Origin of the sequence: Caballeronia sp. LZ003, assembly GCF_031451465.1 — a bacterium.
Taxonomy (GTDB): domain Bacteria; phylum Pseudomonadota; class Gammaproteobacteria; order Burkholderiales; family Burkholderiaceae; genus Caballeronia.
Genome location: NZ_JARUXJ010000001.1, coordinates 689,431 through 714,419 on the forward strand (window position 1 = coordinate 689,431; position 24,989 = coordinate 714,419).

The following is a 24,989-nucleotide window of genomic DNA, read 5'->3' on the forward strand; positions in this document are numbered from 1 at the left end:
CTTGGACGCGTTTCGCCGAAGCCTTGTGCGGTGCGGCTCGCGGTATCATGTCGCCTGCTATGGGCGGCCGCGCGGATGCACCGGGTATCGGCGGGCCGCCGAGAGGATCGCATGAGACATAGATTCGACGGAAGGGCGGCCCACGCCGGACTTGCTTCGGCGCTCGTCGCCTGTAGTGTTCTCGTGAGCGGCTGCGGCATCATCTTCCAGAATCACGAGAAACGCGCCGACGCGGTGCTTCAGCCGACGCCTGGCAACGCGGCGCGCGGCACCATCACGCTGATCGAGCGCGCGGACGGCGTTCAGGTGTCGTATAGCCTGATCGACATGCCGCCCGACAGCGATCACGCGCTGCAGGTTCACGAGCGCGGCGACTGCATCGCCATGGACGATCAGGACGCAAGCCCGGTCTTCGCGCTGCCGGCGGAGCGCAAGCGCGCCACCGCGCGTCTCGAAGGCGAACTCGGCAACATTCACGCGGATTCCACCGGATCGGCCACGGGCTTTTTCGTGGCGACGGACGTGTCGCTCGACGGCGTGCGCTCGGTCATCTCGCGCGCTATCGTGCTGCATCGCGAAGCCACCGATCCCTACGCCGCCAGTCCGCACAACGTGGGACCGGCGCTCGCATGCGGCGTCATCCGGCGCTGATCGATGAAGACGCCGCGAGTATCATCCGAATGGTCGATCACGGTCGAGCGTCGCCGATACGACGCGTCGTTCGCGTAAAATACGCGCTTTCCGTTTGGCCGCAGCGCGCGACAAGATCGCTGCCGCCATGCCCCGTTTCACCGCAGGCGTCCGGTCGCATGACCGCGAGCCGCAACGCTGGGTAGCGTCCCTATGAGCATCAAGTCCGACAAGTGGATCCGGCGCATGGCCGAAGAGCACAAGATGATCGAGCCGTTCGTGCGCGATCAGGTGCGCGTGACCGAAGACGGCCGCAAGATCGTGTCGTACGGCACGTCGAGCTACGGCTACGACATCCGCGTGGCCGACGAATTCAAGATCTTCACGAACATCAATTCCACCATCGTCGATCCGAAAAACTTCGACGAGAAATCGTTCGTCGACTTCAAGGGCGATGTCTGCATCATCCCGCCGAATTCCTTCGCGCTTGCCCGCACGGTCGAATATTTCCGTATTCCGCGCTCGTGCCTGACCGTGTGTCTCGGCAAGTCCACCTACGCGCGTTGCGGGATCATCGTGAACGTGACGCCGTTCGAGCCGGAATGGGAAGGCTACGTCACGCTCGAATTCTCGAATACGACACCTTTGCCTGCCAAAATCTACGCGAACGAAGGCGTCGCGCAGGTTCTGTTTTTCGAAAGCGACGAGATTTGCGAGACGTCGTATGCGGATCGCGGCGGCAAGTATCAGGGGCAGCACGGCGTTACCCTGCCGAAAACCTAATTCCTTCGCTTCTCAAAGAAACGCACACCGCATACGCTTGTCGAAAGACCGCTGTCGTCGAGCTTCCAGTCTCGGGCAGCGGTCGTTCCATTTGGAGATTCGCACGATGAAGTTCCGCTTTCCCGTCGTCATCATCGACGAAGACTTTCGCTCCGAGAATATCTCGGGTTCCGGCATTCGCGCGCTTGCCGAAGCGATCGAGCGCGAAGGCGCCGAAGTGCTCGGCCTGACGAGCTACGGCGACCTCGCGGCCTTCGCGCAGCAGTCGAGCCGCGCGTCGTGCTTCATTCTGTCGATCGACGACGACGAACTCCTGCCATATGCCGATAACGTCGTCGTGGAAGGCAACACGCCGGAACTGGCTTCGGCTATCGTCGCGTTGCGCGCGTTCATCAACGCCGTGCGCCGCCGCAACGCGGACATCCCTATCTTCCTGTACGGCGAGACGCGCACCTCGCGCCACTTGCCGAACGACATCCTGCGCGAGCTGCACGGCTTCATCCACATGTTCGAGGACACGCCGGAGTTCGTTGCACGGCACGTCATTCGCGAAGCCAAGGTGTATCTGGATTCGCTCGCGCCGCCGTTCTTCAAGGAACTGGTGCAGTACGCAGAAGAAGGTTCGTATTCGTGGCATTGTCCGGGACACTCGGGCGGCGTCGCGTTTCTGAAGAATCCGCTCGGACAGATGTTCCACCAGTTCTTCGGCGAGAACATGTTGCGCGCGGACGTCTGCAACGCCGTCGAGGAACTCGGCCAGTTGCTCGATCACACCGGGCCGGTCGCGGCGTCCGAGCGTAACGCGGCGCGCATCTTCAGCGCGGATCATCTCTTCTTCGTGACCAACGGCACGTCCACCTCGAACAAGATCGTGTGGCACGCGACCGTGGCGCCGGGCGATATCGTGCTCGTGGACCGCAACTGTCACAAGTCGATCCTGCACGCCATCACCATGACGGGCGCGATCCCCGTGTTCCTCACGCCGACGCGCAACCAGTTCGGCATCATCGGACCGATTCCGCGCGACGAGTTCAAGCCCGAAAACATTCGCAAGAAGATCGAGGCGAATCCGTTCGCGCGCGAGGCGCTCGCGAAGAACCCGAAGATCAAGCCGCGCATTCTGACGATCACGCAAAGCACGTATGACGGCGTGATCTACAACGTCGAGATGATCAAGGACCTGCTCGGCGACCTGCTCGATACGCTGCACTTCGACGAAGCCTGGCTGCCGCACGCCGAGTTCCATTCGTTCTATCAGGACATGCACGCAATCGGCGCGGGCCGGCCGCGTACCGGCGCGCTCGTGTTCGCCACGCACTCCACGCACAAGCTGCTCGCGGGCATCTCGCAGGCGTCGCAGATTCTCGTGCAGGACAGCGAGAACAGCACCTTCGACCGGCATCGTTTCAACGAGGCGTACCTCATGCATACGTCGACGAGCCCGCAATACGCGATCATCGCGTCATGCGACGTGGCCGCGGCGATGATGGAAGCGCCGGGCGGCACGGCGCTCGTCGAGGAATCGATTGCGGAAGCGCTCGATTTCCGCCGCGCCATGCGCAAGGTCGACGACGAATACGGCGACGACTGGTTCTTCAAGGTCTGGGGCCCGGAGGCGCTGGCCGAAGAGGGTATAGGCGACCGCGAAGACTGGATGCTGAAGCCGAACGACCGCTGGCACGGCTTCGGCGCGCTCGCGGAAAACTTCAACATGCTCGACCCGATCAAGGCGACCATCATCACGCCGGGACTTGACGTGGACGGCAGCTTCGGCGACACGGGCATTCCGGCCGGCATCGTCACGCGCTATCTGGCCGAGCACGGCATTATCGTGGAGAAGACCGGGCTCTACTCGTTCTTCATCATGTTTACCATCGGCATCACGAAGGGCCGCTGGAACTCGATGGTCACCGAACTCCAGCAGTTCAAGGACGACTACGACAACAACCAGCCGCTATGGCGCGTGCTGCCGGAATTCATCGCACAGCATCCATCGTACGAGCGCATCGGCCTGCGCGATCTGTGCGAGCAGATTCACAGTGTTTATCGCGCGAACGACATCGCGCGTCTGACTACCGAGATGTATCTGTCGAGCATGGAGCCGGCCATGAAGCCGTCCGAAGCGTTCGCCAAGCTCGCGCACCGCGAAATCGACCGCGTGCCTATCGACGAACTCGAAGGGCGCGTGACGAGCATTCTGCTCACGCCGTATCCGCCGGGCATTCCGTTGCTGATTCCGGGCGAGCGCTTCAATCGCACGATCGTCGATTACCTGCGTTTCGCGCGCGAATTCAACGAACGCTTCCCGGGCTTTCACACCGACATCCACGGGCTCGTGGGCGAGGTGATCAACGGGCGTATCGAATACTTCGTCGATTGCGTGCGCGACTGAGTTGCGCCCGGCTGCGCGCTAATCGTTGCTAGAAGACGATCAGCGCCATGATGGTGTCGCGATACCTTCCAGGCGGTTTCGATTCCTGCGCCGGGACCTGGCCATAGACCACGAGCGTTTGCGGCTGGCCGGTTCCGGTATTGAAGGCCATCGTCGTGCCATTCGTGCCATCGGCCCAAGGCACCTTGTGCGTCGGGTCGATGTATAGCTGATAGTCGATGGTCTCTGTCCCACCCTGGCGAGCGAGCTTGCGGTTGGTGGTCGTCGCGCCGGGCGTCATGCCGCGGTCCAGCGCCACCGAAAAGGGCATGCCCGAGACGCACGTCACCCGCAACGAACTCGTCGACTCGATCGGTTGGTCGAGCAGGCTCGCCTCCCGAAAGACGAGGGGCGACGCGTCTATCGTGCAAGTCGGGCCGACCGTCGCCGTAACCGTGAACGGACCGCTCGTATAGGGCGCCGTTGCCGTCTTGCAATCGGGTGGCGTGCCGGTGTATCCCACATAGACGAAGTAGGTGTCCGAGGCGCTGAACGGCATGGTGTACGTGCCGTTCGGTACGGGCTGGTTAGGCGGAATGCGTCCATAGAACGGCTCATGTTCCCAGACCTTGCCGCCCGGATGAACGGGAAGATCGAGCGTCAGCGGCACGGTGTCGGGCGCCGTGACCGATCCCCACACACCTTGATGGTCCGGATCGACGTAGAGGTTGTAGTTCAACGTTGCGCCGCTTGGGCCAATGAGCGTGCGCGAGTCGGTGTGGCCGATGTTCAGGCACATGCGAACCATCGCCGTCGAATAGCCGCTGCACAAAATGTGAATGCCGCCGACGATATCGGCGGGCTCGGTGTCCGTCACATCGATGGAGCCGAAATCCGTATAGCCCACCGAAAACGTGCAGGTTTGCGAGCGCGCCGCGCCAGAGAGCGCGCAGAGCACGAGAAACACGAGCGCGTATCTGACGGGACGAAACGAGCCGTGCGTGCGGCGAAGCGGTGCGTGCATGTCATTTCTCCTTTTGGCTTTTGCCCTTGTCCGGCTGGCAGGTGATCGGCCCGAGCTGTGGCAGGTCTCCGGCCTTCGGCGGGTCGAGCCTGAAACCGGCTGAACAGTCGCCTTTCGCCTCGTGAATCGTCACGTGGTTGTCTGAATCGAGACGGCGGAAAAATGCAACGCCGTCGTAGCCGACGATCGCCGCTTCGCCCGTGCTCGTGAGCGTCGCCACGGCGCCGGCGGGCAAGGGCGCGCCCGTGGTATCGACGAAACTCACCGACGCGCCCTGATAGCGCGACATGCCGAAGTGCGCGAGCGCACCCGAGCGCCGCTGCGGCGCGATGTCCAGTTTCGTTCTCTCGATGGATGCGTCTGGCGGCAGCGCGAGCGGGTCGATCGCCAGTTGATTGCGCTGATAGGAAGTCAGATTCGGCACGAGCAGATAGCCCTTCGAGTTCGTCACGCCGACAAAGCGGTTCTCCTGCGTGACAGGAACATTGGGGACGCCATCGGTCGAAACGAGCGCGAACGCGTCGGTGACCGTGCGCGTCGGCAAGATGGCGCCGTCCATGATCGCGATGCCGCCCGCCATGTCCGTGCTGAGCGCCGTCGTGCCGTTGAAGCGCTGCGCGGTCGCCTCGAAATCGCCGAACTTCGAGCGATAAGTCGTTCCGGCGAAGGCATGACGATAATCGGCACCGGCGCCGCCTTGAACCGACCAACCCCAGCCGCCACCGTAGTCGGCGGGACGCGATGCGGTGACGTCGGCGGTCGTGTGTCCACCCGACTGCGCCACCGTCGTGCTGACCGACGTATTGCCGCCGAGCGCGATGGTTATGCCAATCGAACCGCCCCATACTCCGCGCTGCAGAAAGTCGCGATACGTGCTTGCGAAAAGCGACCAGCGGCTGCCGATCTGGGCGTTGTAGGCAAGCGTGACGACGCGCGCGTGTCCCGAGAACGTGTCTTCGGAATCGACGTAGCTCACTGTTGCCGATTGCGACCGCATCAACGCGACCGATACGGTCGCCTGGTAAATATGCTGAAACACCGAGGTGCCGTCGAGGGCCGCGATATCGCGATAGTTGTTGGTCGCGTGCGTGGTCTGCAGCGTCAGCGAAGCCGCAGGACTGATGTACTGGTAGCCAAGACTGAAAAGCGCGCCGGTCGCGCCATTCAGCTTGCTGCCCGCGGCCGCCGCATTGAAGACGCCGAATTGGCCTGCGCGCACGATCGCGCCCGTGCCGGCGTTGCTCAAACCTTGCCCGCCTTCCGCGTGGGCTTGCAGTGTGAGCCAGTCGGTGATGCCATACGCGGCGGTTCCGCTGAAGACGGGCGATGCCTCGTACGACCAGGAGCGCAGCGTGTAATCGTCGCGCAGAAAGCCGAATTCCGCCGAATAGCTCGACAGGCCTTTTGACAGCAGATGCGTGTCGATATAAAGCGGCACGCTCGTCGTGACGCGACGGCCGAGCGCATCGGTCACGACCACTTGCGCCGTGCCCGCGCCTGTCAGACTGGGCGCCTGCGCGATCTGGAACGGACCCGGCGCGACGTTGCCGTTGTACTGGCGCAGACCGTTGATATACAAGTCGACGGCAGAGGGCACCGCGGCCGATCCGCTGAACATCGGCAGGGGAAACGTCACGAGATCCGGGCGCAGGCTGAAATCGCGCTGTATCTGGAAGCCGCCGAATCGCACCGAGCGCGTCCACGCGAGCGAGCCGGAGATGGCGTCGCCGAACGTCATCGTCATGAGTTTGGCCGGATTCGAATAGACCCAGTTCGTGTCCAGCCGCGTGTAGCCGTTGGTTCCGGCGCCGTTGAGGTAAGTGCCGGTGTTGTCGAATACCCCCGCCGGACTGAAGAGCCGCTGTTCGTTCCAGACGCCGAACTGACCGGCCGCCATTTCGCCCAGTTGGCGCGTGTACGTCACGTCGTAGTTGAGCGCGAAGCCGGTGCCGGGCGTTGCCTTCGGTGTAACCGGAAGCCGGTTGCCGAGGCGCTGCGCGATCTGACGCGACCGGTCGACGTCAAGAAGCGCCTGCTGACGCGCGGAGGAATAAGTGGCGCGCACGCCTGGAATCGATGAAACGGCGATCCATCCGTCTGCATCGGCATGTAAGTCGTCGACACGGATGCCCGCATTCTCGAGCGTGGCGCGCTCGGCATAGAGTTGGCCGTGACGCAACTCGAAGTTGGACGGCTCGCCCAGGTTCGTGCCGTTGACGACGATCTCGAGCACGAGCGACTGCGTTTCTTGCGATTGCATGTCGAGCGAGGCGGTGCGCGGTGAGCCCGCGATATTCGGAACCTGGCTGGGCGAGCCGCCGGTGATATCGACTTGAGCAACAGCCGCTTGGGAAAACACGCCCAGTGAAATCAGGAGAGGAACACCGCGCGTCACGAGCCTTGGGCGAGTCGATCCATCCATGACGATGCACGCTGTTCCCGTGGCAACCCCGAACGATCAGGGCGCGGCCGGATTGCTCAACGATCCGTTCATGCTGGCGCCGTTCACCGTGGCGCTGACTTCGCCCGTCTTGCCGCGCATGGCGCTGGCCGCGTCGGGGAGTATCCATGAGCGCACCCGGCCTGGCAGCACGTAGCCGAGCAAACCGCCGGACACGCGCACATCCTTGTCCGATGTCTTAAGTGAAACGGTGCTCAGTTGCGCGTGAATGTCGCCATCGTTTTGCACTCGCAGATACGCCTTGCCGTTTCTTTCGACGACGGACCATTGCAGCTTCGGCGTGCTCGCCTCACCGCGCGGCGAAATGAATAGGGGTACGGAATATCGAAAGCGAAACTGAACCGCCGATTGCTTGTCGCCGCCGTCGGGCGGCAACTCGTCGATGATCAGGCGGTATGCGCGTTCCTGTGCAACGGGTGCGGCGTTGGCGCGAATGACGCGGATGACTTGCTGACCGCCGGCGGGCACTTCGGCGATAGGCGGACTGGCGATCAGATCACGGGTAGGCGTGAGTTTGTCTTCTTCGTCGGACTGATCCCAGACGAAGGTTCGCACCTGAGCGTGAATCGGTTCATCGCCATCGTTGCGTAACGTGACGACCTTGCCGTTTTCCGGGCCAGCGAGCTGGATTGAAACCGGAGATATCTGCAATGACGCGGCGAGCGAGGCAGCGCATTCCAAAAGCAGAAAGGCTGCCCATGCTGGTTGTGTAAAGCGTGGCATCGTCGGTCTCCCGAATTACTTCCGACGATGCCAGTGATATAGCTTTATTCGAGCTCTGGCAAGCTTTGCACATGAAGCGAAGCGAGTTGCCTCAGAACACGACCGTGGCGGTAACAGTCGAGCTATAGGTGCCTGCGGCCGGGGTGGTTTGCGACGGTACGCGGCCGTACACGACGAGGCTCTGACTGTCGCCATTACCTACACCCGAAGCCGTGTCGATGCCGGTCTGCTGGCCCCAGAGCTTGGTGCGGGCTGCATCGCGATACAGGTTGAAATTGACCGAGGCGTCGCCGGTGGCGTTGGCGAGCTTGCGCTTTGCGATGAGCGAACCGGCTGCCGTGCCGGCATCGAGCGCGACGTTGTAGGGCGTTCCGGACGTGCAAGTCACCGCGAGGTTGCTGGACTGATCGACGTTGTCGGTAAGCGCGCCGGTGTCGCCGAAATTCAAGGGGTTCGCCGAGATCGAGCAATCGTCTTGAACGTTGAGCGTCACGTCGAACGTCGCGGTCTTGTTGCCGGCGAAGGCGCTGGGCGTGGCGACGGCAACGGTGCTTGCAACGATAGCGATGATGGCGACATTCTTGATCAGGTTACGCATGCTTGAGACTCTCCGGTACGAATTTAAGCGGGAAGCTTTCGATTCGGCGCTGCGTTTTTCTGCATCGCCGCGACATGTATGAATCATAGGGACGGGCGCTTTAAGACTGAATGAGACGAATCTCATTTGAGATAGCGTTGTGCTGCCTTTCCCTTACTGCATCAGGAGACGCGGCTTTATTGGGATAGATTCGTTGCGCCGTCAGATGCAAAAACGGCCTCCCGAAGGGGGCCGTTCCGTCTGCTTATCTACTCGCTTCAGAACACGACCGTTGCGGTGACAGTCGAGCTATAAGTGCCTGCGGCCGGTGTGGTTTGCGACGGTACGCGGCCGTACACGACGAGACTCTGACTTTTGCCATTACCTACGCCCGCTGTCGTGTCGGTGCCGGTCGTCTGGCCCCAGAGCTGCGTGCGGGCTGCATCGCGATACAAGTTGAAGTCGACCGTCGCGGTGCCGCCGGCATTGGCGAGCTTGCGTGTCGCGACTTGCGAACCGGTTGCCGTGCCGGCATCGAGCGCGACGTTGTACGGCGTGCCCGTGGTGCAGGTCACGGCGAGGTTGCTGGACTGATCGACGTTGTCGGTAAGCGCGCCGGTGTCGCCGAAGTTCAAGGGGTTCGCCGAGATCGAGCAATCGTCTTGAATGTTGAGCGTCACGTCGAACGTTGCGGTCTTGCTGCCGGCGAAGGCGCTGGGCGTAGCGACGGCAACGGTGCTTGCAACGATAGCGATGATGGCGACATTCTTGATCAGGTTACGCATGCTTGAGACTCTCCAGTACAAATTTAAGCGGGAAGCTTTTGATTCGGCGCTGCGTTTTTCTGCATCGCCGCGACATGTATGAATCATAGAGGCGAGCGCTTTAAGACTCGCGAGCGTGCAGTTCGGGCGTCAGCCGTGATGCGAGATCGGCGAGCGCATCGGTGCCGCGCAACTGATGCCGCAACGCATGCGCAAAGCCGCCGATTGCCGCGAGGAAGTGCCGCTTTTGTAGAGGATCGAGCGAATCGGGCATCGACAGAATCTGGCGTGCGAGCGAGCGCGCCGTGATGAAGAGTTCGCCCCACAGTTTTCGGCCTTCCCACCAGCGCTCGTAACTTGCGCTGTTACGAAAGCCGAGAAACACGGCCAGCGCGATGCCCACGAGCGCAAACGGCGGCGTGCCCAGGTTCACCGGATAGTTGCGAATGTGATCGTGCATGAACATCGCCGAGATCGACAGCACGAAGATGAGCGCGAGCCTCGGCAGCAGTTGGGGCAGCACGGAGCCGCGCCAGACGAACAGCAACCGGAACCAGTTCAGTTTTGGGCGAATGATCATGAATGACTACCTTGTGCGAAGCGTGGTCGCTGTCGTTGTCGATTGATGCAGAAACAATCAGCATGATAAGCGGGCCGTAGAAAGCGGCAGCGAAACGACGCGCGCACTGCGGTGCATGCGCGTCCTGATGGCGAACATCGGCTACGCTGACAACATCCGGGATGTCGGTCCGCGTGTGCTACCGCATATCGTTTGAAGCGTCTAGAATGAAACCCAAACGAAGGGCAAGTAGATTCCGTTTAAGTTAGTAAAGCGAACTATTTCAGATGGCGTAAGCGAAACATGCGTCGAAGCCAGATGCGAAAACAGTCCGTGTGAATCCGCGATACCAGACCCCTCTCCAGTTGCCTGTTTCATTTCTTATATGCCGGGAGTGCGCACGTATCGATACGCGTGATCTTGCATAGCCGATCGAGGAGAAGCAAACAACAAGCTCGGGCACCAATGCCGTTCGAAACTGGAACGAGGCACTGAGTGACTCGACGTTCTGAAAATGAGTCCGCTTGCCGACGTGTTTCGAATCTATATCGAGGCAATTCGGCTCGTCGTACACAAAGCGGACGCTGGCTATTGAACGAGCGTAGGAGTGTCTCTCATGTTGCGTCACAAGAAGAAGGTTTTGGCAATGCTGGTTCCGCTGGCCGTTCCATGCCTTGCGTGGAGTCACGGCACGATGGAAACGCCGATCAGCCGGGTCTACGCCTGCTACAAGGAAGGGCCGGAAAGTCCGACGTCCGCGGCGTGCAAGGCTGCGGTGGCCGTCGCCGGGCCAGCGTTTCTTTATGACTGGGCGGGCGTCAACCAGCTTCCCAATGGCGATCACAAATCGTTCGTACCCGACGGGCATCTGTGCAGCGCCAACAAGTCGAATTATTACGGTTTGGATCTTGGTCGCAACGACTGGCCCACGACGACGATCTCGCCCGACCTGAGCGGCAACTACGAGTTCGTCTGGAACGCGACGGCGCCGCACGTGACGCGCTACTTCCAGATATTCATGTCGGCGGATGGTTACGACTTCAATCAACCGTTGAAATGGTCCGATCTCGACAGCAAGCCGTTCTGCGAGATAACCAGCGTCACGCTCGACAACGGCCGCTACAAGTTGAAATGCAAATTGCCCGCAGGCAAGACAGGCAAGCGCATCCTTTATGCGATCTGGCAACGCAACGATAGTGCGGAAGCGTTCTATGCATGTATGGACGTGGTCATCAACTCGACTAAAACGAGCTGGCGCGAAGTTCGTCCAATCCCGACCACCGCGGTGGATCAGCCGGTCGGCACGAAAATCACCTTGCGGGTATTCGATAACGACGGTCACGATCTCGAATCGCTCAGTTACACGGTGACGCAGCAAACGACCGCCGCGGCCGACTGGGTGTACGCGATGGCCACGAAGATCAACACGGACTCCGGGCGCGTGCATCTCGGTCTCGTGGATAACAACGGGAACATCGTGCCGCAGAAGGTCATGTCGGCGAACCGCATCTACGTCGATAGCGCGCAAGACTACAACTTCGCGATGGACTACACCGGAGCGCCCGCGCCAACGCCTGCGCCGTCGCCGACGCCCACGCCCACGCCCGCTCCGACGCCGACTCCCACGCCGGCCCCGACGCCAACGCCCACGCCAACCCCTGCGCCTTCACCGAAGCCGCCATCGCCGGCCCCGGCCCCGGCGCCGACGCCCACGCCAACACCGACGCCGAGCCCGACGCCAACCCCTGCCCCGTCGCCAAGCGCGGGCGGATCGACGTGCTCGGTTGCCTGGCAAGCCGGCACGCTCTATAAGGCGAAGGAAACGGTATCGGATAGCGGGCACAACTACAGCGCGCGCTGGGAGAACTCCGATCAGCCATCGCGCAACGCGGGTAACGGCAAGTCGTGGCAGGACATGGGGACGTGCTCCGGACAGACCGCGTTGACATGCGCGCCGGCCTGGAGTTCGAGCAAGACTTACTCGACAGCCGGAACGAGTGTCAGCGTGAGCGGCATGAACTATCGCAACAAGTGGTGGAGTTCGGGCGTCGACCCGGCAACCAACTCCGACGGTGCATGGGAAAAAGTAGGAGCGTGCAAGTAGCAGTGCCAGCGTGTCGCGCCGGAGCGAATGTTCCGGCGCACACGCGGCGTGGATCGCTCATTTGAATGCGTCAGGCTTCGGCGCGAAACCTGCCCTGACGAATCCACTTGGTGGCAATCCACTTCTCGCCTTTTTCGACAGGCGTTCCGGCATGTAGCGTGCGCGCGTCGGTTTGACCGAGGTCATTGACATACTCGAAGTACAACGCGCTGCCGCGACGCGGATGAATGCGCAAGCCGACGTCCGGAAAGGTGGTATCGCCGCCTCGTTCGACTTCGTTGAGATAGAGGATGACGGTTGCAATACGCTGTCCGCCGCGCAGCATGTGGTGCCGGCTGCCGGCTTGCTCTTCGGGAAAGTAGTCGAAATGCGGACGATATTCGCCACCTATGCCGTAGCGCAGAATATGCAGGTCCTCGCCGTTCTCGATCGGTTGCCGCACGAGTTCGGCGAGCCTGCGATCGATCCTGGTGACGAGTGCATCGGTCGATGCGTTGACGAACGCGCCTTCGCTCTTGCGTTCCTCGATAGTGATCTCGTTGCCCGAGTCGGGATCGACGACCGATGACTGCTGCACCCGCGCGCGGCCGATATCGATCAACCTCGCGCATTCGTCATCGGTCAAGACGTCGGCCAACAACGCGACTACCGGCGTCTCGCATGTGAATACCTTTAGCGCTTCGCAATCGCTCGCGCTCAGCACGCGACCGTCGGGAAGCATGGGCTTGCCGTATCGATACACGCCGGGCGAATCATCGCCGTCATCCGATGTATCGCCTGCAATGTGACGCGCGATGATGGAGCGCGCGGCGTTCGGATGGAACGCGCTGGCGACCATTGCGTCGATGAGCGATTGATGCGTGCAGCCACGGCGGATATTCTCGTCGAGCCAGTTCTTCCATGTAGCGTCGAAGCGCGGATTCGTGCTCATCGTGACGTCATCAAAAAGCGAGAGTTTCGATTCGTCCCGAGCGGTGCGTGACAAGCCGACGCTCGGTTGAACGCTGGGGAAATCAGCTTTCATGGAAGCACAAATGCTGGCGTAAAACAACGGCATCCTTGGACAATCCGTCATTGAAGATCGTGCTAAAGAAGTGAATCGGCCAATGAATCGAAACGCTGACTGCATGGCGGTTTGGTTCGTTGGCTCGGTTCGTCGATTAAGCGTGGCGGAAGGCCCGAAGCACACTATCCTTGTTGAATGTCCGCACGTTCAACTGTAGCGCTCGTCTTGCGAGCCGGCACGCGTCATTCCATATCGACGCTGCTGGCCTGCGCGCTCGTGATGTCGATGAGGCAGGCGAACGCAGCTTCCATGTTGAGATGCGAGGCCGCGGATAATTCCGTCCGCTATGCGAGCGAGAATCTCGGCAACGCGAAATGCAGTCGCGTGAATCTGATCTGGCAAGCCGCCTATCCGCCGGTGGCGTCGAGCGTTGCGCCAGCCCGTGCCGCCGCATCGGGCGATCCGGGCGCGCTGGCATCGAGCGTGGCGTTACCGCGTCGTGCAAGTCTTGCAAGGCGCGAAGCCGTCACGCCTGTCTATACCTACGTGGAAGACGGCGTCAGGCATTACCTCACGAAGATGCCGCTGGGCGTGGCGCAAAACGTCGAAGTCATCAAATTGCACTTCATGGAGACGTGCAGTTTGTGCTTGCCCGAAGAGAACATCGGCATCCCCGCCTTGAAGCTCGACTTGCGTTCATATCAACGTGAAATCGATGCGGCTGCTTCGACCTTCGGCGTCGATAGCGCATTGGTTCGTGCCGTGATTCATGCGGAATCGGCGTACCGCACGAACGCAATATCGCGCGCGGGCGCACAAGGGCTCATGCAACTCATGCCCGCGACGGCGCTTCGCTTCAACGTCAACGATCCCTTCGATGCCGCGCAGAATATTCGCGGTGGCGTGAGTTATCTGGCGTGGCTGAAAACGCGCTTCAACGGCAACGTCGATCTCATGTTGGCGGCTTATAACAGCGGCGAATCGAGCGTCGACAAATACAACGGCGTGCCGCCCTACAGCGAGACGAAGATCTACGTCTCGCGCGTCAAGGAGTTGACCGAGCGTTACAAGAGCGGCAAATGACGATGGCACGGTCTTCGAAATCGGACGCACGATGCCGTCGTTCGCAGGCCGCGCGTTTAACCAGAACGAACCGTTGAACGCGTGCCCGTGGACGTTGCTATTGCGTGTTGTCTATCACGATCTGCCCGTTGTATTGAACCTTGCCGCGGAAGAAGTAGTCGGTGCAGGCTTTGTAGTCGCCGGGCGTGAGAAGCGAGAACGGCATCTGATAATCGACGAGCTTGCATCCGGTGACGGGCTTGCCGTTGGCCCACGCATAGTCTTTGTCCAGATACGCCTTGATTGCCGCGGCCGAGCCTTCCGTGAAGCCGCGCATGTTCGCGCAGCCTAGCGGTTCGTCGGCGGGAATGGTGACGCCGAGTTCGCGCGCGAACTCCTTGTACGCGTTGATGCGATTGGTGACTTGCGAGCGTTCCGCGCCGCCCTGACCGCACTCTATGCCGCCGTTGATGATGTAGATCGTCGCGCCGAAGCCAGGCTTCATGTTGTTGCCGACGTCGACGCTATTAGGCTTCCAGGTGCCGTCGATCGCCCAGGTCATCGGCGGCTTGGGCGTCTGCGGGGTCACGGCGAACCATACCGCCGAGGCGAAGTTCAGCCATGTATCCGCGACGCGGCCGGGGTCGTCGAGCAGCACGTTGGGGTCGCCGTATAGCGCCTGCGAGAACGGGCCGAAGTTGTAGTTCCAGGACAATTGCTTGGCGCCGCGCCCGAAGTAGTCGAGGTACTTGCCTGCCGCGTTCTTCGCGCACGGAAAGAAGATCCAGTTGGTCGCATGCGAGCCCGGCGCGCATTGTTGATACGCTCCAACGGCCGAGCCTTCCTCGTAGCCCGACTCGCGAAGGAACCATAAAGCCTGCTGCCAGAACGGGATGGCCGTGTCTTGCGGCATTTTTGCGAGCACGGCGTTGTTGTGGTCCGCATAGCCCGAGCGAACTTGCGCCGGCGTGAGCGACGGCCAGTTGGCGCCCGTCTCCTGAACGAAGTGCGCGAAGGACGTGGCGAGCAACTTGCGGCAGATGGCGGCGGCGTCGCGTCCGTCCGTGTAATCGCCGCAGTACGCCGGAAACTTGGCGATCCCGCGCAAGAAGCTGACGTAGGAGTATTTGATGTTGCGCACCGGGAAGAGCTGGTCGAACTTCGCTTCGCTTACGATCGACTCGACTCGCTTCACATTCGATGGATTCGCCGCGCGTCCGGGCGTGACGGCATCGACGTCGGTATCGGGCAGCACGCGCAGCGCGTCGCGGATCAAGCCGACCTGGCCCTGATCGACGAGTGTCTTCTCGGTCGCGTTGAACTGGGCGACGGTCGGATAGCCGGTGGGTTCGGGGATGTAGGTGATCTTCGGCTTGTAGGATGCGATTGGAGTCGGCGCCGGTGTTGGCGTCGGCGCTGGTGTTGGCGTTGGCGTTGGCGTTGGTACGGGCGCGGGAGCCGGCGTTGGTGTCGGTACGGGTGTTGGCGTCGGCGCTGGTACAGGCGCGGGCGCCGGCGTTGGCGTCGGAGTTGGTGTGGGCGCGGGCGTAGGCGTTGGCGTTGGCGTTGGCGCGGGCATAGGCGTAGGCGAAGGTGAGCCGCCAGAACACGCACCGAGATCTTCCCACGCACCATAGGCGCCCGATTGCGCCGGGTTGTCTCCCTGGGTCCACCACTTATTTCGATAGTTGCGGCCGTTATAAGTTATGCGTGTACCCGGTGTTGCATAAGCTTGGGTAGCAGACCACGCTGCAAAGCACGATGAAGTTGGCGTTGGCGTTGGCGTTGGCGTTGGCGTTGGCGTTGGCGTTGACGTTGGCGTTGGCGTTGGCGTTGGGGCGGGTGTTGGTGATGGCTTTGGAGCTGGCGCAGGCACAGGAGCCGGAACTGGCGCAGGAGCAGGAGCAGAAGCAGGAGCAGAAGCAGGAGCAGAAGCAGGAGCCCCCGCCGCCCCCACATCCTTCCAAAGCGTCGGCGTAGTCGCAGGAAACCATCCCGCGCCCGGATATGCCGTATGCGCCTGCTGCGCCTGATAAACGCGACCGCTATAAGTCACCGTGGCGCCAGCCGCATAGGTCGCGCCTTCGCGCCATGCTTCCTGCGCGGACACGATGCCGGCATGCAATAGCAACGCGGCTGGAAGCATCGCCAACTTTCTACGAACGGTCAACATCTCAGCACCTCTTTTGGAACGCGACGGCCAGCAGCTGCACATGCCGGCCCGATATGAAAACTACCTTCGATTCATGCTCATTTCCGGGTAGCTCGTGAACTTCCAGTCTTCGTAGCTCGTCTTCAACGCGAAGCTCGCGTCCTCGTCGGAGAAGCCATCCGTTTTCAGCGGCGTTTGCTTCGATGAGCTGTACACGCCGTACAGCTCGCCGTTGGGGCCGCGCACCGTTTGCCATTCGCCGTTGGTCATCGGGTCGGTGTATGCATCGCGCAGGTATCGGCGCACGAAGGACGCGCGCGAGTCGCGCAACAGGTCATCGAAGCTTTTCGGAAAAGCGCCGCCAGGGTCGGCCTTGACGTACTCACGAATCGCGTTGCGGATCGCATCGCCCTTTTTCAGCAGTTCGAATTCGCGGTTGCGCTGAATCTGCGTGCTCCATACGGTGCCGATCTGCATCAGGTAGATGCCGATGAGCGCCACGCACATCAGCGCCCACAACATGCCGAAACCATGCTGCCGCTTGCGCGATGCAAACGCTCGACGCGCTCGATCCGAATGCCGTCCGCGCGCGCTACCAGCTGCCGTAGTCGGTGCCATCCCTGGCCTTGCCTTTTGCGCCGCTGCGCACGTTATAGACGCCGGGCGTGCCGTCGTTGGGCGGCTCGGTCGTCCAGGTCGTGCGGCTTTGCGCGACCGGGTCCATCGGCACCTCACGCAGATAGCGGCGCTCGACCAGTTCGTTGAGCGATTGCGGATAGCGCCCCTGATCGCCGCGAAAGCGGTCGATGGAATCACGCATGGCGGCGAGATTCTCCTGCAGCACGGTTTCCTTGGCTTTCTCCGCCTGCCCGAAGTAGCGCGGCACGACGAGCGTGAGCAAGGTCGCGATGATCGCCAGAACGACCAGCAATTCGATTAGCGTGAAAGCGCGCAGCATGCGTTTGTTCATGACGCTCACCACTTGCGGTAAGGGACGCCGTTGAGGCCGGTTCCTTCCGAAAGCGAGTAGACGTCGTAGACGTCGTTGCCTTCGCTCGGTGAATCGGCGGAACTCGAATAAGCGCGCTTGCCCCAGGTCTGTTCATCCGAACGGCTCGGGCAATCGCACATCGGATCGCGCGGAACACGCCGCAGGAAGAAGATGCGCGCGTGAGTCGGATTGGTCTTGTCGACTTCGCCGTCCACCAGTACGTCGAGCTTGGCGGGATAGCCCGTTTCGCCGAGCGGACGATCGAACTTGCCGGCATCGCCGGCGGCTTTGTAAGCATCGATGGCATCGCGAATACTCCATAGGGCGCGCCGCAATTCGTCTTCGCGGTTGCGTTGCGCGGTCACCTGCACGAGCGGCGCCGCGACCATCGCCAGCACCGCGATGATCGCGAGCGTGATGAGCAACTCGATGATCGTGAAGCCCTTGTCCATGGTCGCGGCTGGTTGCACGTGTCTAGGGTTGGGTCGGCGGCGGCGAGGTCGCGGCGGGTGGCTGTGGCGGCGGCGTGGGTGCGGGCGGCGAGGTCGCGGCGGGTGGCTGTGGCGGCGGCGTGGGTGCGGGCAGCGCCATCACGGGCGGCGGCGCGGAAGGCGTCGGCACGGGCGGAGGCAGGGCAGGCGCGCTGCCCGCGCCGCTTGGCGGAACGCGCACGCTTGCGTTCGGTCCGACCGGGTCGCGCTCCGTCGAAATGCGCGTCTCCGTGCCCGAATCGAAGGACACGACATTGCCCGCCGGCATGGCCTGATTGCGCACGATGCGCGGCGTCAGCATCAGCACGAGCTCCGTCTGATGCTGGTCGTTCGCGCGTGTGCCGAAGATCCGGTCCAGCAATGGAATGCGGCTCAGGCCTGGCAAACCGGAGCCGGACGCGCGCTCGTTGCGCTGCAGGAGACCCGCGAGCAGCTGCGTTTCGTTGTTGCGCACGCTCATCACCGTTTCGGCCGTGCGAGTGCCGATCTGATAGGCGACCAGTCCCGTCGTCGTCGTGATCGTGTCGGTAACGTTCGACACTTCCATGCGCAACTTCACCTGCACTTCGTCCGAGTTGACGATCACGGGCGCAACTTCCAGCGTGAGGCCCACGTCCTGATAGTTGATGCTCTCGGAGCTGAAGTTGCTGGAGAGCGTCGTCGTGACCACGGGCAGACGGTCGCCGATCAGCACCTTCGCCTTCTCGCGGTTTCTCACGCGGATGCTCGGGTTCGCAAGCGTCTTGGTTTTGCCCTGGTTCTGCAGCATGTCGATACCGACCGGCCCGATCCTCACGAGCACGTCGCTGCTGTTCAGGTTGCGCAGTTGCTGCAAGGTCAGCGTGCCCGGCGCGCGGGTCGAGGAATCGGAATTGGTCCCGTCCGGCATGAGCGCGAACTCGATACGATTCGGATAGGAAATGCCCATCTGCAGCAGATCGGATGACGATACTTCGAGAATCTGCGCGTCGATGACGACTTCCGCGGGCGTCACGTCGAGCGCGCGGATGATCCGCTCCGCGACCTTGATGGTGTCCGGCGCGTCGCGCATGATGATCGCGTTGGTGCGTTCGTCGAGCACGGCATCGCGCGTCTTGACCATCTGCTTGACCGCCGCGAGCACCTGCGCCGCCTGCGAGTTCTGCAGATAGAACGTGCGCACGACGAGGTCCTTGTATTCCGTTTCCTTGTCGGGCCGCTTCGGGTAGATCAGGATCGAGTTGCCGCTCACCACCTTGCTCGCGAGCTGGTTCGCCTGCAGGACCATCGTCATCACTTGCTTGACGGGCGTGTTGCTCGCGAAGATGGTCGTCGGCGCGGCGGCCTGCACTTCGCGGTCGAAGGTGAAGTTCAGTCCGGTAATGTTCGACATCAGCTCGAAGATACTGATAAGCGGCTGATCCCGGAACTGCACCGTGATCGGCTGATTGAGGTCCTTGTTGAGCTTCGGTTCGAGGTCTTGTCCCTTGGGCGCGAGCAGCAGGTCGCGCAGACGGATGGCGCGCGCGTTGTCGGGCTGTTTCGAGAGCACGTCGTTGAGAATCGCCATCGCCTGGTCCGGTTGATCCTGATAGATCGTTTCGGCGTATTGCACGGCGGTGTCGATGGGCGCCTGCTTCTCGATCCACGCAATCATCTCGCGCGGCCCGTCGTCGCCGGGCGCGGCGGCCTGAGCCTTCTTCGCCCACGCGATCGCCTGGGCCGAATCGCCCGCGCGGTACGCAACACTTGCGCGCTGCAAGTACTCCAACGAAACCTTGCGACGCAGGCTCACATACCAGTTGTAGATTTCCAGGTCGTCGGGATACTGCGCGCTCTGCTGCGCGAGCAATTCGAGCTGCGCGTCGGGCGGCATGGTCCCCAGACGGTTCTGCAGATCCTTGCGATGCATCTCGCCCGCGCACGCCGTCAATAGCGGAATCAGGACCCAGACCGTAATGTCTTTGAGCCGGCTCATTTCAGTTCTCCGAGCGACAGCGTTTGTCGGCGCTTCAACGGCAAGTACATGAACCTCACTTCTTTACGGTTGATGTCCTCGATCTTGTAGGCGTTGAGAAGCACATCGCCCTTACGCAGGAAACCCGTTTTCTTGCAGTTGATGCAAAGCGGGAACTCGCGTCCGGTGCCGCTCAGAACGACGTAGAAGATGCCTTGCTGGTCCAGCCACAGCGAACGGACGACGAAAGGCAAGGGCGGCAAGGGCGGCGGTGGCGGCGGCTTGATGGATTCGGGCGGCGGAGGCGGCGGCGGTGGCGGCTGCCAGTTCTGCATGGGGAAGATGTTCACGGCGGCAACGCGGGTATCCGGCGCGGCGTTGGCTTGCGGCGCACTTGCCGGTGCAGGCGCGCTCGCTCGTGAAACTCGCTCCTTCGTGGCCACCGCCGGAGGACGATCCGCCTCGTCGTCGGGTGCCCCGCGAAACCACACGAACAAGATCAAGCCGAGCGTCACGACGAGCAGCCCGCTTATCGGCCACGAGATTCTCAGGGTTCGCATATCGAGCGGCTTCACTTGGCCGCCTCCACGACGAACGAACATTGCAGGCGAATTTCGAGATCGGTCACGCCGATATTCGGCCGCGACAGCGTGAGCCGCTCGCAGCGAATGCCCGGCAAGGTCCGCAACTCGGAGAAGAAAGTACGAAATTGCAGATACTGACTCGAAAACGACGTCTCGACGACAAAGCGGCGGGAGGGCGAATCCTTGTCCTGCGCGGCCATCTGATACGTGATTTGCGGCATCGAGATACCGTTCTTCGCGGCGATCGCGTGCAGGCTGTGCAGGAAAACGAAGTAACGCTGCTCCGGACTCGTCGGCGCCACGGCTTCATCCGGCGTGGGCGGCGGCGGTTGTTTCAGCTTCGCGGTGCGCGCATCGAGATCGAGCTCGCGTGCGGCGATGTCGTTGCGAAGCGGCAAGATCTCGACCAGCGCGATGATCGCCGCGCTGCTCAGCAGCAGTAGCGCAAAGAGCCCGAAGGTGCCGAGCCGCCACTGCGCGCGGCGCAGTTCCCAAAGCCAGCGGCTCATCTGGAACCTCCGGCGGAAGACGCGGCCACATCCGGCGCCGACGCGCCCGTTGCCGCCTGCGTCGCGAACGGGCGCCACGTCACCTGAAGCGCGGTTTCCACGGTTTTGACGGGCGGCCCCGGCTTCTCGCTCTGCCGCTTGATCGAGACGCTTTCGGCGGCGGGCTGCGCCTGCAGCCAGTCCGCATAGGAGATCGCTTCCTGCGCCGAGCGCGTCTCGAACTGCATGTTGATGGTGCGCGATGCGGTCACGATATCGAGCGAGAGCATCGCGATATTCGGTTGCCAACCGCCTTCGATCAGACTGCGCGCCGGTTCCGCCGCATAGCGCTGCTGCGCCATCAAGGCGTCCGCGCGGGGATTGCGCGTGCCGCGATGCGCCCGGCCAATGCGCTCGAAGCGTTTCTCCTCCTGCGCGACCGACGCTTCGCGTTCATCGAGCGCGGCGCCTTGCTCCTTGAGCTTGTCGCGATACTGCATCGTCACGAACAGCACGACGACGCCGAGGGCGAGCGCAATCAGCCCGGTCGCCACGCCCGGACGATTGGCCCGATGCAGGTCGATGGCGGGCGCTTTCATGGCGAAGCCTCCCATGGCGCGGCAAGCCATTCGACGAGCGTTGCATCCGCGACCCAGCGATCGGCTGCGCCCGGCCCGATGGCGTAACAGCGCTCGGGCGGCTCGGTGGCGGCGAGCACGAAGGCGTCGCGCAGCACGTCGTCGAGCGGGCCCGCCACCGGCAGCGCGATGAAGCCGCTCCAGCCGCCGCCGCGCCGCAAGCCGATATGCGCGATGGCCGCGCCGCTTGCCGCCTGCTCCAGTTCCACGACGGCGATGTTGCCGTCGCGAATGTGCCGCGCATGCTTTTGCATGGCGAAGGTAAAGCCCGGCTCGATACCGAGCAATTGCAGTCGTCGCGTCTTGCATAAGCGCTCGATGCCCGCGCACAGCGCCTCGGGCATCGCGGCGGCGAGGCGGCCTTGTTGCCACGCGCCATCGGTGACGGCGTAGCGCCACGGCTCGGCGCCCGCGCCCGCCTGCACGGCCTGCATGCGCGCCATCGACACCCATTGCTCCGGCTTGGGATGCGGCCGCCACGGCAGCGCGTAATAGCGCACGAACGGCGCGCCGACGACCACGCGCAGGCCGTGCAGCCCAGGTCGCGCGGGCTTCGGCGCGAGCGCCTCGATGGCCTTGAGCGCGGCCGCCGTGTCGCCCGGCGTCGTAAGGGCTTCGGTATTGACGTTGCTCGCGACGCCGGACTCTCGCACGCGTTCGCCATCGACCCATAGCGTCACGCGCGGCATGAAAGCGCCCGCGCGGGCCGGTCCCGTGCGCCTCGAAGGGCGCTTCGCGACGGCGCTCATCGCTCCGACCAGATCCGACCAACGTGACATGTTCCGTCTCCGCTAGGCCGGTTCGACGATCGTGACGCGATTGACTTCCGCGAGCGTCGTGCGGCCATCCGCGACCGCGCGCAGGGCGATCTGGCGAATCGGCACGAAACCGCTTCGATTCGCGAGTTGCTTCAGTTCGATCAACGGCCGCCGTTCCACGAAGCACTGCTTGATCGCGTCGTTCATGCGCAGCACTTCCGCAATCGGCTGACGCCCGAGATAGCCCGTCCGGCGGCATGCCTCGCAGCCCGCGCCACGGCGAAAGCGCCAATGCGCAACCTGCTCGCGCGTGAGCGCGGAGGCAAGCAGCGTGGCGTCGTCGGGCACCTCGTCGTCGCGCACGCAATGCGGACAGTTCTTGCGCATGAGCCGTTGCGCGACGGCGCCGAGCAGCGCATCGACGAAGCTGTGCATGTCGACGCCCATGTGAAGGAAGCGATCCAGCACGGAGAACACGTTGTTCGCGTGCACCGAGGTCAGGACCAGATGTCCCGTGAGCGCGGCCTGCACGGCGATGCCAGCGGTTTCGCCGTCGCGGATCTCGCCCACGAGAATCTTGTCGGGATCGTGCCGCAAGATCGAACGCAGGCCGCGCGCGAAGGTGAGCCCTTTCTTGTCGTTGATCGGAATCTGCAGCACGCCCGCGAGTTCGTATTCGACGGGGTCCTCGATCGTGATGATCTTCTCGTCGCCCGTGTTGATTTCGGTGAGCGTGGCGTAGAGCGTGGTCGACTTGCCCGAACCAGTCGGGCCCGTCACGAGCAACAGGCCGTAGGGCTCGCGCGCGATCGAGCGAATCGACGCTACCGTGTCCGGGTCGTGTCCGAGTCCGTCCAGACGCAGCGTCGTGCTGTTTGCATCGCCGCGCTGCTTGTCGAGCACGCGCAGCACCGCGTCCTCGCCGTGAATCGACGGCATGATCGACACACGAAAATCGATCTCGCGCTGATTGATGAACGCCTTGAAGCGGCCGTCTTGCGGAATGCGCCGCTCGCCGATATCGAGCTCCGCCATGACCTTGAGCCGCGAGAGCACTTGCTCCGCGACATCGGTGCCGGGCGCGGACGCCGTTTCCTGCAGCACGCCGTCGATGCGGTATTTGATGACGAGACCCGTCGCGGTGCTCTCGATATGAATGTCCGAGGCGCGCGCCCTGAGCGCGTCGTACAGCGACGAATTCACGAGCCGGATGACGGGATGCACGTCCGCCGAAAGCGTGGCGAGCGTGATCTCCACGCCCGCCGCGGCGGCGTTGCCGGTCTTGCTGTCGACATTGACCTGCGTGAGCGCCTGATGCGCGGACTCGTGCAGCGCGAGGTACGCCATGAGCTCGCCCGGCACGCAAAAGGCGAACGCGAATGGCTTCTTAACGCGCTGCATCGCCCAGGCACGCAGCGGCGGATCGAAAGGATCGGCAAGCACGAACCATAGGCGCGCGTCTCTGTCGGCGGCAAGCAGGCAGCGGCGCGACATGGCTTCGCCGAACGGCAGGAGGTCGAAGCGCGGTTCGAGCGTTTCGAGCGCGGTGGCGTCGAAGCCGCGCAGGCCGATGGTCTGCGTGACCTTCATCAGATAGTCGGCGCCGTCGTGTTCCGCTTCGTCCCAGAACCGCTGCTGCTTCGGGCGCGGGTCGCGCACGGGGTTCGCCTTCGCGGGCGTATCGGTGGTCTGTTCCATGTCTTACCCCACGCTTCCGGCCAACTGAAAAATCGGCATATAGAGCAGAAAGATGATCGTCCCGACGATGCCGCCCACCACCAGCATCAGCACCGGCTCGACCACGCGCATCAGCGTGTCGATCGCGCGGTCGAGTTCCTCGTCGCAGAATTCCGCCGAGCGCGTCACCATGCCGGCCAGCTCGCCGCTCTGCTCGCCGACGCGGATCAGCCGCTCGGCCACCGGCGTCGTGAGATTCGCGGCCGGCAACGCGCCGGACAGCGACTTGCCCGCGCGCACTTCGTCGAGCGCGCGCGCAAGCGCGGACTGCATCAGCGAAGGCAGCAGTTGCGCGGAGAGTTCGAGCGCCGCGACCATCGACATGCCGCCCGCGAGCAACAGGCCGAGCGTCCGGTAAAACCGTGTCAGGGCGAAGAGCCGTTGGTAATCAGCGAGCTTGGGCAGGCGCAGCACCGCGCCGAACAATCTGCCGCGCACCTTCTCGTTGCGCAGCGCCATGATCGCGCCGGCGAGCGCGGCCACGATGCCCGCGAGCAGCACGCCGCCGTGCTCGGCGACGAGGTTGCCCCAGGTGAGCATCATGCGGGCGGAGAAGGGGATGTCTTTCATCGACGCGAACACCTGGCTGAACTTCGGAATCACGTAGAACGCGAGGAACAGGATGATGAACGCGCCCGTGGCGATCACGATGGACGGATACACCATGGCCGACACCACTTTCTTGCGCACCGCCGCGAGCCGCGCGTCGTAGTGGTGATAGCGCTTGAGCGCCTCGGAAAGATGCCCCGTCTGTTCCGCCGAAGCCACGGTCGCGACATACAGCGGCGGGAAATGTTCGGTTTGACGCTCGAGCGCCCGCGACAACGGCTCGCCTTCGTAAAGCGCGGTGACGATGCCTTGCAGCACCGTCCGGTTGAGGCCTTCCTTGCTTTTGTCGCGCAACGTCTCGACCGTTTCGACGAGACTCAGGCCCGCTTCCAGAAGCGCGATCAGTTCCTGCGTAAAGAGCGCGCGCTCGAATACGGGCTTGCGCAACGAGAGACCGCGCGACTTCTTTTCCACGGGTGTCGCTTCGATCAGCGACAAACCCATGTCGGCCATGTTCTGCCGAAGCTGCGTTTCGTCCGCTGCATCGAGCTCCAGTTCCTGCTGGCCGCCGTCGGACTCGACCCGCACGCGATATCGCATG

General features: G+C 62.7%; 23 protein-coding genes and 3 pseudogenes. 6 read left to right on the forward strand and 20 right to left on the reverse strand.

Annotation, left to right across the window (positions count from 1 at the left end):
• Positions 1–111: 111 nt before the first annotated feature.
• The 3 genes from QCE79_RS03145 to QCE79_RS03155 all read left to right on the forward strand — a co-directional run bounded on the left by QCE79_RS03145 (position 112) and on the right by QCE79_RS03155 (position 3,805).
• Positions 112–651, forward strand: coding sequence for a superoxide dismutase family protein (locus QCE79_RS03145; protein ID WP_250491930.1), 540 nt, complete (start codon positions 112–114; stop codon positions 649–651).
• 192 nt (positions 652–843) lie between these two features.
• On the forward strand, positions 844–1,413 hold the full coding sequence (gene dcd / locus QCE79_RS03150; protein ID WP_086972352.1) for a dCTP deaminase: 570 nt from the start codon (positions 844–846) through the stop codon (positions 1,411–1,413).
• Between the two features lie 106 nt (positions 1,414–1,519).
• Positions 1,520–3,805 (forward strand): arginine/lysine/ornithine decarboxylase, encoded by a 2,286-nt coding sequence (locus QCE79_RS03155; RefSeq protein WP_309841796.1) that lies wholly within the window; start codon positions 1,520–1,522, stop codon positions 3,803–3,805.
• Positions 3,806–3,833: 28 nt separating this feature from the next.
• Here QCE79_RS03155 and QCE79_RS03160 read toward each other — a convergent pair whose 3' ends face one another.
• The 6 genes and pseudogenes from QCE79_RS03160 to QCE79_RS03185 form a co-directional block, all read right to left on the reverse strand.
• The gene (locus QCE79_RS03160; protein WP_244827290.1) at positions 3,834–4,808 is read right to left on the reverse strand and encodes a spore coat U domain-containing protein; all 975 of its coding nucleotides are present in this window, start codon (positions 4,806–4,808) and stop codon (positions 3,834–3,836) included.
• Between the two features lies 1 nt (position 4,809).
• Complete coding sequence (locus QCE79_RS03165) at positions 4,810–7,230, reverse strand: fimbria/pilus outer membrane usher protein (RefSeq protein ID WP_309841799.1); 2,421 nt, start codon at positions 7,228–7,230, stop codon at positions 4,810–4,812.
• A gap of 36 nt (positions 7,231–7,266) precedes the next feature.
• Positions 7,267–7,992 (reverse strand): molecular chaperone, encoded by a 726-nt coding sequence (locus QCE79_RS03170; protein WP_250491933.1) that lies wholly within the window; start codon positions 7,990–7,992, stop codon positions 7,267–7,269.
• Positions 7,993–8,083: 91 nt separating this feature from the next.
• Entirely contained in the window at positions 8,084–8,590 is a 507-nt protein-coding gene (locus QCE79_RS03175; protein WP_250463592.1) for a spore coat U domain-containing protein, read from the reverse strand.
• A 257-nt stretch (positions 8,591–8,847) separates the two neighbouring features.
• Positions 8,848–9,354, reverse strand: coding sequence for a spore coat U domain-containing protein (locus tag QCE79_RS03180; protein WP_244827295.1), 507 nt, complete (start codon positions 9,352–9,354; stop codon positions 8,848–8,850).
• Positions 9,355–9,463: 109 nt separating this feature from the next.
• A pseudogene (locus QCE79_RS03185) lies at positions 9,464–9,913 on the reverse strand (bestrophin family ion channel); the annotation flags it as partial.
• Between the two features lie 595 nt (positions 9,914–10,508).
• Between QCE79_RS03185 and QCE79_RS03190 the strand changes: the two are divergent.
• Positions 10,509–11,996 carry a lytic polysaccharide monooxygenase gene (locus QCE79_RS03190; protein WP_309841804.1) on the forward strand — a complete coding sequence of 496 codons (1,488 nt, stop codon included), beginning with the start codon at positions 10,509–10,511 and terminating at the stop codon, positions 11,994–11,996.
• Positions 11,997–12,066: 70 nt separating this feature from the next.
• Here the strand turns inward: QCE79_RS03190 and QCE79_RS03195 are convergent, their stop codons facing one another.
• Positions 12,067–12,927, reverse strand: coding sequence for a 2OG-Fe(II) oxygenase (locus QCE79_RS03195; protein ID WP_309841807.1), 861 nt, complete (start codon positions 12,925–12,927; stop codon positions 12,067–12,069).
• 270 nt (positions 12,928–13,197) lie between these two features.
• Here QCE79_RS03195 and QCE79_RS03200 point away from each other — a divergent pair, with 270 nt between their 5' ends.
• Positions 13,198–14,085, forward strand: a complete 888-nt coding sequence (locus QCE79_RS03200; protein WP_309841809.1) for a lytic transglycosylase domain-containing protein — start codon at positions 13,198–13,200, stop codon at positions 14,083–14,085.
• A gap of 97 nt (positions 14,086–14,182) precedes the next feature.
• Here QCE79_RS03200 and QCE79_RS03205 read toward each other — a convergent pair whose 3' ends face one another.
• Together QCE79_RS03205 and QCE79_RS39280 are read right to left on the reverse strand one after the other, a co-directional pair.
• Positions 14,183–15,643, reverse strand: coding sequence for a chitinase (locus tag QCE79_RS03205; RefSeq protein WP_309841811.1), 1,461 nt, complete (start codon positions 15,641–15,643; stop codon positions 14,183–14,185).
• A 57-nt stretch (positions 15,644–15,700) separates the two neighbouring features.
• Positions 15,701–15,802 (reverse strand): annotated as a pseudogene (locus tag QCE79_RS39280) (carbohydrate-binding protein); the annotation flags it as partial.
• 23 nt (positions 15,803–15,825) lie between these two features.
• Between QCE79_RS39280 and QCE79_RS03210 the strand changes: the two are divergent.
• Positions 15,826–16,044 carry a hypothetical protein gene (locus tag QCE79_RS03210; RefSeq protein WP_309841812.1) on the forward strand — a complete coding sequence of 73 codons (219 nt, stop codon included), beginning with the start codon at positions 15,826–15,828 and terminating at the stop codon, positions 16,042–16,044.
• 40 nt (positions 16,045–16,084) lie between these two features.
• On the opposite strand, the pseudogene QCE79_RS39285 reads toward QCE79_RS03210, so the two are convergent.
• From QCE79_RS39285 to QCE79_RS03260, 11 genes and pseudogenes are all read right to left on the reverse strand, one after another.
• Positions 16,085–16,279, reverse strand: a pseudogene (locus QCE79_RS39285) (carbohydrate-binding protein); the annotation flags it as partial.
• Between the two features lie 18 nt (positions 16,280–16,297).
• Entirely contained in the window at positions 16,298–16,834 is a 537-nt protein-coding gene (locus tag QCE79_RS03215) for a type II secretion system protein (RefSeq protein WP_309841814.1), read from the reverse strand.
• Positions 16,809–17,186: a type II secretion system protein gene (locus QCE79_RS03220; RefSeq protein WP_244827303.1), complete on the reverse strand. Its 378-nt coding sequence runs from the start codon at positions 17,184–17,186 to the stop codon at positions 16,809–16,811. Before QCE79_RS03220 ends, QCE79_RS03215 begins: the two co-directional genes overlap by 26 nt.
• A gap of 5 nt (positions 17,187–17,191) precedes the next feature.
• Complete coding sequence (locus QCE79_RS03225; RefSeq protein WP_244827304.1) at positions 17,192–17,659, reverse strand: type II secretion system protein; 468 nt, start codon at positions 17,657–17,659, stop codon at positions 17,192–17,194.
• A gap of 22 nt (positions 17,660–17,681) precedes the next feature.
• Positions 17,682–19,655, reverse strand: a complete 1,974-nt coding sequence (locus QCE79_RS03230; RefSeq protein WP_309841817.1) for a secretin N-terminal domain-containing protein — start codon at positions 19,653–19,655, stop codon at positions 17,682–17,684.
• A complete protein-coding gene (locus QCE79_RS03235; protein ID WP_309841819.1) occupies positions 19,652–20,209 on the reverse strand; it encodes a hypothetical protein in 558 nt (185 codons plus the stop codon). The genes QCE79_RS03230 and QCE79_RS03235 overlap by 4 nt, the downstream gene beginning before the upstream one ends.
• Positions 20,206–20,727 (reverse strand): hypothetical protein, encoded by a 522-nt coding sequence (locus QCE79_RS03240; protein ID WP_309841820.1) that lies wholly within the window; start codon positions 20,725–20,727, stop codon positions 20,206–20,208. The genes QCE79_RS03235 and QCE79_RS03240 overlap by 4 nt, the downstream gene beginning before the upstream one ends.
• Positions 20,724–21,305, reverse strand: a complete 582-nt coding sequence (locus tag QCE79_RS03245; protein ID WP_244827308.1) for a hypothetical protein — start codon at positions 21,303–21,305, stop codon at positions 20,724–20,726. The genes QCE79_RS03240 and QCE79_RS03245 overlap by 4 nt, the downstream gene beginning before the upstream one ends.
• Complete coding sequence (locus QCE79_RS03250; protein ID WP_309841823.1) at positions 21,302–22,123, reverse strand: hypothetical protein; 822 nt, start codon at positions 22,121–22,123, stop codon at positions 21,302–21,304. Before QCE79_RS03250 ends, QCE79_RS03245 begins: the two co-directional genes overlap by 4 nt.
• A 12-nt stretch (positions 22,124–22,135) precedes the next feature.
• Positions 22,136–23,800, reverse strand: a complete 1,665-nt coding sequence (locus QCE79_RS03255; protein ID WP_309841826.1) for a GspE/PulE family protein — start codon at positions 23,798–23,800, stop codon at positions 22,136–22,138.
• Positions 23,801–23,803: 3 nt separating this feature from the next.
• On the reverse strand, positions 23,804–24,988 hold the full coding sequence (locus tag QCE79_RS03260) for a type II secretion system F family protein (protein ID WP_309841829.1): 1,185 nt from the start codon (positions 24,986–24,988) through the stop codon (positions 23,804–23,806).
• Position 24,989 lies beyond the last annotated feature (1 nt).

Coding starts and splice junctions, on each gene's coding strand:
- QCE79_RS03145 (WP_250491930.1), top strand. CDS start 112: ATGAGACATAGATTCGACGGAAGGGCGGCCCACGCCGGACTTGCTTCG.
- dcd (WP_086972352.1), top strand. CDS start 844: ATGAGCATCAAGTCCGACAAGTGGATCCGGCGCATGGCCGAAGAGCAC.
- QCE79_RS03155 (WP_309841796.1), top strand. CDS start 1,520: ATGAAGTTCCGCTTTCCCGTCGTCATCATCGACGAAGACTTTCGCTCC.
- QCE79_RS03160 (WP_244827290.1), bottom strand. CDS start 4,808: ATGCACGCACCGCTTCGCCGCACGCACGGCTCGTTTCGTCCCGTCAGA.
- QCE79_RS03165 (WP_309841799.1), bottom strand. CDS start 7,230: ATGGATGGATCGACTCGCCCAAGGCTCGTGACGCGCGGTGTTCCTCTC.
- QCE79_RS03170 (WP_250491933.1), bottom strand. CDS start 7,992: ATGCCACGCTTTACACAACCAGCATGGGCAGCCTTTCTGCTTTTGGAA.
- QCE79_RS03175 (WP_250463592.1), bottom strand. CDS start 8,590: ATGCGTAACCTGATCAAGAATGTCGCCATCATCGCTATCGTTGCAAGC.
- QCE79_RS03180 (WP_244827295.1), bottom strand. CDS start 9,354: ATGCGTAACCTGATCAAGAATGTCGCCATCATCGCTATCGTTGCAAGC.
- QCE79_RS03190 (WP_309841804.1), top strand. CDS start 10,509: ATGTTGCGTCACAAGAAGAAGGTTTTGGCAATGCTGGTTCCGCTGGCC.
- QCE79_RS03195 (WP_309841807.1), bottom strand. CDS start 12,927: ATGAGCACGAATCCGCGCTTCGACGCTACATGGAAGAACTGGCTCGAC.
- QCE79_RS03200 (WP_309841809.1), top strand. CDS start 13,198: ATGTCCGCACGTTCAACTGTAGCGCTCGTCTTGCGAGCCGGCACGCGT.
- QCE79_RS03205 (WP_309841811.1), bottom strand. CDS start 15,643: ATGCCCGCGCCAACGCCAACGCCAACGCCTACGCCCGCGCCCACACCA.
- QCE79_RS03210 (WP_309841812.1), top strand. CDS start 15,826: ATGAAGTTGGCGTTGGCGTTGGCGTTGGCGTTGGCGTTGGCGTTGGCG.
- QCE79_RS03215 (WP_309841814.1), bottom strand. CDS start 16,834: ATGGCACCGACTACGGCAGCTGGTAGCGCGCGCGGACGGCATTCGGAT.
- QCE79_RS03220 (WP_244827303.1), bottom strand. CDS start 17,186: ATGAACAAACGCATGCTGCGCGCTTTCACGCTAATCGAATTGCTGGTC.
- QCE79_RS03225 (WP_244827304.1), bottom strand. CDS start 17,659: ATGGACAAGGGCTTCACGATCATCGAGTTGCTCATCACGCTCGCGATC.
- QCE79_RS03230 (WP_309841817.1), bottom strand. CDS start 19,655: ATGAGCCGGCTCAAAGACATTACGGTCTGGGTCCTGATTCCGCTATTG.
- QCE79_RS03240 (WP_309841820.1), bottom strand. CDS start 20,727: ATGAGCCGCTGGCTTTGGGAACTGCGCCGCGCGCAGTGGCGGCTCGGC.
- QCE79_RS03245 (WP_244827308.1), bottom strand. CDS start 21,305: ATGAAAGCGCCCGCCATCGACCTGCATCGGGCCAATCGTCCGGGCGTG.
- QCE79_RS03250 (WP_309841823.1), bottom strand. CDS start 22,123: ATGTCACGTTGGTCGGATCTGGTCGGAGCGATGAGCGCCGTCGCGAAG.
- QCE79_RS03255 (WP_309841826.1), bottom strand. CDS start 23,800: ATGGAACAGACCACCGATACGCCCGCGAAGGCGAACCCCGTGCGCGAC.
- QCE79_RS03260 (WP_309841829.1), bottom strand. CDS start 24,988: ATGCGATATCGCGTGCGGGTCGAGTCCGACGGCGGCCAGCAGGAACTG.